Here is a 5,819-nt window from a genome sequence, read left to right as displayed (position 1 = left end):
CTTGACTGCGAGCTGGCGCAAAAGCTGGAGCTTATCAAAAGCGATGCGCTCTATGCCGAAGTTGTGCAGGCTATCAACAACGCCCCGGCCCGGCACGCGGCTTTCGGCTTGTGGATCAGAGACCGCTTGGCAGTAGGACATAAGCAGGGAGAGGCCGCTGTTGTCGGCCTTGTCCCTGAAAAAGTTGTAAAGTATGCGAAAGGACAGGGGCTCACCCCGGCGCGGATCGCCATTATGACCGACGAGAGAGTTCCCCATATAGACAGCGACGATCATCATGAAAAAGGTATTGCACTGTCTCAGAAAGAATGTGAGGAGATTGCAAGGCGTTTTTCTAAAGCGGAGGCTGCGTACTGGAACAAGAACAAGAAAAATGTACTTTTCGTCTTGACGGCAGATGATCCCGACTGGTGTATCCTGCTTCCTGTCGTTATGCCGTCAGGCGACAAAAAAGCCATCAAACGGCATGGACGCTTTGACGGCTTTGCTACGGCGTATAGACAAGAACGTTGGAGATTCTCCCCACCGGGAGAACGGATATTTTAAGCTCATGGGAGGCGGGAATCGAACCCGCATGTCGATTCGGCCAAACCGTTAACCGCCTCCTTACCATTTCGAGGCACTCCCATGAACTTTCTCTTTTTGTACTCTCTGTTAAGGTGATGAGTCAATGAGCGAACTTATCAAAATCAGCATATCCGACGAGGCATTGCGCGCCGCTCTGGGGAGGCTTATCGCGTCGTTGGCCGACACGACGCCGACCATGCGCGACCTGTCGGAAATTATGGTTGACGCTTCGGCCCGCGCCTTCCAGAACAATGCTGATCCCTCTACAGGCACGCCGTGGCAACCGCTGTCGGCGGCAAGGCAGAAACAGCGGGAAGGCAAAGGCCGCTCCGTTGTCAACATGTTGCAGGACAGCGGTCTGCTCGTGGGAAGTATTGCGAACACAGGCGGGCGTTATGCCGTGCGCGAGATCGGCCCCGGCTACGCGCTTGTCGGTACGAACGTCCCCTATGCCGCCATTCACCAATTTGGCGGCAAGACGGGGCCGCGCATCATCCGGGCGAAAAAAGGCAAGGCGCTCAAGATCCCGGGGATCGGATTCCGGCGATCCGTGAACCATCCGGGATCGGTTATTCCCGCCCGCCCGTTCCTGGGCGTCGGCCCGACGGATATCCAGGACATGCTCGACACCATCACCCGGAACCTGCAAAAAGCCCTCAAGCCGTAAAAGCCGTTTTCAGGGCCGTTTTTATCTCAAGATGAATGACGGCCCGTCTTTTTGCTTTACGCATTTTCTAACGGGGGTCTAACGGCCTTCATTCGCACGTCGCTTCTTTTTCCTCCCCCACTTTTCCCGTCCGTACCCGTTCCCCCGCCTTTCCACCCGCTGACATGCGTCAACTGGCACGGTTCCACAGCCCTGCTATTCTGACGTCATGAGCACCACATACACCTCCTCCATCGCCGCCCGCGTCCTGACCAATGCGGGCGACCCCGCGCCCGGACGTATCCAGCTTTTCCCGATGGGCGAATTTTCCGCCCGCGACGGAAGACCCGGCACGCTCAAGAGCGTCAAGGCCAAGACATGGAAGCTCGACGCCTCGCTTGCCGCCACGCTGGTTGCCCGCTGGCAACAGCGGGAGACGCCACTTGTCGTGGACTACGAGCACCAGACCATGAACGCCGCCGAAAACGGCAAGCCTGCCCCGGCGGCGGGCTGGATCGAGTCGCTGGAGGCGGGGCCGGACGGCCTGTATGCCACGGTCAAATGGACGGACGCCGCCCGCGCGTTCATCCGGGCGGACGAGTACCGCTACATTTCCCCCGTTTTTTCTTTTGACCCCGAAACCGGGGCCGTGCTCGAACTGAAAAGCGCGGCCCTGACAAACTATCCCGCGCTTGACGGTATGGACGCCGTGGCCGCGCGGACAGAGGACGATTCACCTATGAAGAAAGAAACGCTTGAGGCGCTCCGGCAATTCTTCGGCCTTGCCGCCGACGCCGACGAAGACGCCGTGGTTGCCGCGCTCAAGGCGCAGGGCGACGGGCGGACGTTGACCGCCATGCTCACCGCCGCCAAGGAAGCCGACCCCGATCCCGAGAAGTTTGTCCCCGCCGCCATGCTCACCGCCGCGCAGGAAAAGAACGCGGCGCTGGCCGCGAAGGTCAAGGAACTGGAAGGCAGCGGCACCCTCGCCGCCCTCACCGCCGAGATTGACGCCGCGCTTGCCGACGGACGTTTGCCGAAGTCCTGCGAGGCGTGGGCGAAGGCCACCGCAAAGACCCACCCGGACGCCGTCAAAAGCTATATCGCGTCTTCCGTCCCGCCCATCGCCGCCCTGAAAGGGACGCAGACCGGCGGCATCCCTCCCGCCGGGACGCCGCATGCCGCCGCACTGACGGATGAGGATCGGTACGCCGCGAAGGTCGCCGGCATTTCCGAAGAAGACTTTATCGCCGCCAAGATGAAGGAGAAGAACTGATGCCTATTGCCACCAATTCGCTGCTCAACTCGCTTCGGGTAGGCTACAGCGACGTTTTTGAAAAAGCCAAGGCGGCGGCCCCTTCCCAGTGGGCGACGCTCGCCACCCTCGTAGCCTCCACGGCGGCCTCCACCACCTACGGGTGGCTCGGCCAGTTCCCGAAGCTTGCCGAGTGGACCGGACAGCGTGCCTACAAAAGCATGAAGGAATTCGGCTATTCGGTCACGAACAAGAAGTACGAGGCCTCCGTCAAGATTCCCCGCACAGCTTTTGAAGATGACACGCTTGACGTGTATGCGCCGCTGTTCCGTGAAATGGGCTACGCCGCCGCGACGCACCCTGACGAGATCGTTTTCGGACTGCTGAAGAACGGGCGGACCAGCGACTGTTTTGACGGCAAGAAGTTCTTCGCCGCCGATCATCCGGTCTATCCGAACGTCGACGGCACCGGTTCGGTCGCCAATGTCTCCAACCTGATTCGCCCGGCGGCCATCAGCGGCACGGTGACGGATAAGACGGCGTGGTACCTGCTTGACGTGTCCCGCCCCCTGAAGCCCTTTATCTTCCAGGAACGGACCAGGCCGGAGATCGAGGCGATCACGTCCACGGTGAACGGCACGGTCTTCGAATACGACGAATACCCCTTTGGCATCCGTTACCGCTGCAACGGCGGGTACGGCTTCTGGCAACAGGCCGTATGCTGCACCGACGATCTCACCGCCGACAACTTCGAGCTCGCGTTGACCACCATGCAGGGCTTTAAGGCCGACGGCGGACGGCCCCTTGGGCTTGGCTTCGGCGGCAAGGCCGGGACGCTGCTTGTGGTCCCGCCCACGTTGCAGGCCGACGCCCGAAAAATCCTTGTCGCCGAGCGTGATAATGCAGGGGCGTCGAATATCTGGTTCGACGCGGCCACCATTATCGTCAGCCCGTGGCTTGCGTAATGTACGCCACCGTTGAGGACCTTGTTTCCCTGTTCGGAGAGCGTGAAGTGATCACGCTCTCCACAAAGAAAAAGGGAAACGCGATTGACCGGGAGGCGCTGGAAACGGCTATCGGCTACGCAAGTTCGGAAGTGGACAGTTATCTTGCCTCGCGTTACGCCGTGCCGCTCGCCGACCCCGTGCCGCCCGTTGTCATGATGGTGACGGCGGACATTGTGCGCTACCGGCTCACAAGCGGCGACGTGTCCGAAAAAGATCCGATTATCACCCGGTACAAGTCGACCGTGGCATGGCTCAAAGATGTCGCGTCGGGCATTGTGTCGCTTCCCTGCGCCGGTTCCGCATCCGGTGAAACGGCGGACGATGTCGAAATCAACCCCGGCACGAGGGACTGGTAATGCCGAGTCTTGTTGAAATACGCGACGCGGCGATCCGGGAGTTGGGTCTGCTTCTCCCGGACGTCACTGTCGGGGCCATATCCGGCGGGGCGGACGCCGCCGAAGTTTTGCGCGAGTCTCTCGGTCCGGCAACGGTCCTCGTGACCATCCTGTCGGCACAAAACACCACCTCAACGGATTCGTTCGACCTTGACGTGTACGGACAGTTTGCCGCCATCGTCGTGATGTACGGCGGTACGGGGCAGGAAGAGCGGGAAATGGACGGGCTTGCCATTGTTGACGAGGTTGTCCACGCGATCCACGGGCAGATGTTCGGGCTCACTGATACGTCTTTTGCCCAGATACGGTCCATTGCCCCTCTGGACGATGAAGAGTTGGAAAGAAAAGGCGCATGGGCGTGGGCGGTGCTCTGGGGGCAAGCCTTCACGCTCACCCCGCCAGCGGAGAAAACCAATGAATCTGTATGACACCCTGAAAGATCGGGTTCGGCTCGCCGCCCGCGCGCTGGCCCTGCCTCTCGGTTGGGAGGGGGAGCCGTTCGTGCCGCCGCACGCCAGCCACCTGCGGGCGCAGATCGTTTTTGAAAATCAGAAGCAGGCCACGCTCGGTATGAGCGGCCTCACCCAGATCAATGGACGAATCGAGATCAAGGTGATGGTCAAAGCCGGGGAAGACGCGCTTGCCGCGACGCTTGCCGATCAGATTGCCCGCCGGTTCCCGCGCGGGGACGACATCCGTTTTGATTCCGGCACGGCCACCATCACCACGCCCCGCAAGTCCGCGCCCGTTTGTGACGGCAAACGGACCGAGGCTGTGGTCAACGTGGGCTTTTACGCCTTCCAAGCCTAAAGGACGTTACCATGTACACCATCGCATCCGGCGCAAAACACGGGCTCCGGTACGTAAAAGAGGCGACGCCGGGAACAACGCCCGCGTCGCCCACCATGACCGAGCTTAATCATAATTCCTGCTCGCTGACGCTCACCCGCGACACGTTCACGTCGAACGCCCTGCGTTCTGACCGTCAGATTCCTTTTCACCGTACCGGCGTGGACAGGATTGCCGGGGATATCACGTTCGAGTTCGGGGCAAAGGAGTACGACGTATTCCTTGAAGCCGCGCTTGCCGGAAACTGGACGGAAAACGTCCTGAAAGCCGGTGTCGCGGTCCATGCCTTCACGCTTGAGCGGGCGTTTACCAATATCAATCAGTACGCCACGTATACCGGCTGTTTCGTCAATCAGTTTTCGCTTTCGGTGAAGCCTAATGAAATGCTTTCCGGCACGTTCTCTATTGTCGGGCTTTCCGGCGAGCGTGGCACCACGCCGCTCGCGGCGTCCCCCACCCCGGTGGGCGAAATCGATCCGTTCGACAGCTTCAAGGGCTCGCTCAAGATCAACAGTCAGGCGATTGCCGTCGTGACCGGCATTGATCTGACCCTCGCCAACGGGATTGAGCCGCAGTACGCGATTTTCGACCGTTCGGCGAAGGCCGTAAGCTGGGGCCGCAGCACGCTTACCGGGACGCTTTCGGCGTTCTATATTGACGGGAACCTTCCCGAGTATTTCATCAACGATTCCCGCGTGAAGCTGGAATTCACCCTTGAGCGCGGCGAGTATTCGTACACGTTCCTCATCCCTTCCATCACGCTGACCGGCGCTGACGATTCCGTGCAGTCCGAAGGCCCGATCCAGCTCAATGTCCCGTGGTCCGCCGCGCTTGATGCGACGCTTGGCACCAACTTTCAGATCACCCGGACTGTGCCCGCCGACCCCGGTGCGTAAACCTTCACCTATATATAAGGATAAAGCCATGACCAAAGCTACCGAATCCGCCGCCGTCGAAACCGCCCTTGCAACCCCCTTTGACTTCACCACCCGCGACGTCGCCAAAAAGGCCGAAGAAGGGGCGGAGCTCGAAGTGCTTGATCCCGTCACCAATGAGCCCGTGGGCGTCTTCATCACGCTTGCCGGTGCCGATTCCGCCAT

Annotated in this window: 8 protein-coding genes and 1 pseudogene; 8 read left to right on the top strand and 1 reads right to left on the bottom strand. The window is 60.3% G+C overall.

Going from position 1 to position 5,819, the window contains the following annotated elements; genetic code table 11:
- The coding region (locus tag T370_RS25430; RefSeq protein WP_029436923.1) for a hypothetical protein at positions 1-546 on the top strand (546 nt) is incomplete at its 5' end.
- Between the two features lie 3 nt (positions 547-549).
- Here the strand turns inward: T370_RS25430 and T370_RS25290 are convergent.
- A pseudogene (locus tag T370_RS25290) lies at positions 550-629 on the bottom strand.
- Between the two features lie 41 nt (positions 630-670).
- On the opposite strand from T370_RS25290, the gene T370_RS23265 reads away from it, so the two are divergent.
- The 7 genes from T370_RS23265 to T370_RS0121090 all read left to right on the top strand — a co-directional run bounded on the left by T370_RS23265 (position 671) and on the right by T370_RS0121090 (position 5,615).
- Entirely contained in the window at positions 671-1,234 is a 564-nt protein-coding gene (locus T370_RS23265; protein WP_034507431.1) for a phage virion morphogenesis protein, read from the top strand.
- 208 nt (positions 1,235-1,442) lie between these two features.
- A complete protein-coding gene (locus tag T370_RS0121115; RefSeq protein WP_029436922.1) occupies positions 1,443-2,489 on the top strand; it encodes a phage protease in 1,047 nt (348 codons plus the stop codon).
- The gene (locus T370_RS0121110) at positions 2,489-3,433 is read left to right on the top strand and encodes a Mu-like prophage major head subunit gpT family protein (protein WP_029436921.1); all 945 of its coding nucleotides are present in this window, start codon (positions 2,489-2,491) and stop codon (positions 3,431-3,433) included. Before T370_RS0121115 ends, T370_RS0121110 begins: the two co-directional genes overlap by 1 nt.
- Positions 3,433-3,831, top strand: coding sequence for a gp436 family protein (locus T370_RS0121105; protein WP_029436920.1), 399 nt, complete (start codon positions 3,433-3,435; stop codon positions 3,829-3,831). The genes T370_RS0121110 and T370_RS0121105 overlap by 1 nt, the downstream gene beginning before the upstream one ends.
- Positions 3,831-4,298 (top strand): hypothetical protein, encoded by a 468-nt coding sequence (locus T370_RS0121100; RefSeq protein WP_029436919.1) that lies wholly within the window; start codon positions 3,831-3,833, stop codon positions 4,296-4,298. The genes T370_RS0121105 and T370_RS0121100 overlap by 1 nt, the downstream gene beginning before the upstream one ends.
- The gene (locus T370_RS0121095) at positions 4,285-4,680 is read left to right on the top strand and encodes a phage tail terminator-like protein (protein ID WP_029436918.1); all 396 of its coding nucleotides are present in this window, start codon (positions 4,285-4,287) and stop codon (positions 4,678-4,680) included. Before T370_RS0121100 ends, T370_RS0121095 begins: the two co-directional genes overlap by 14 nt.
- An 11-nt stretch (positions 4,681-4,691) precedes the next feature.
- The gene (locus tag T370_RS0121090) at positions 4,692-5,615 is read left to right on the top strand and encodes a phage tail tube protein (RefSeq protein WP_029436917.1); all 924 of its coding nucleotides are present in this window, start codon (positions 4,692-4,694) and stop codon (positions 5,613-5,615) included.
- The last annotated feature ends 204 nt before the right edge of the window (positions 5,616-5,819 follow it).

The organism is Bilophila wadsworthia ATCC 49260 (assembly GCF_000701705.1).
GTDB classification, from domain to species: domain Bacteria; phylum Desulfobacterota; class Desulfovibrionia; order Desulfovibrionales; family Desulfovibrionaceae; genus Bilophila; species Bilophila wadsworthia.
This window is presented reverse-complemented; position numbering and strand designations above follow the sequence as displayed.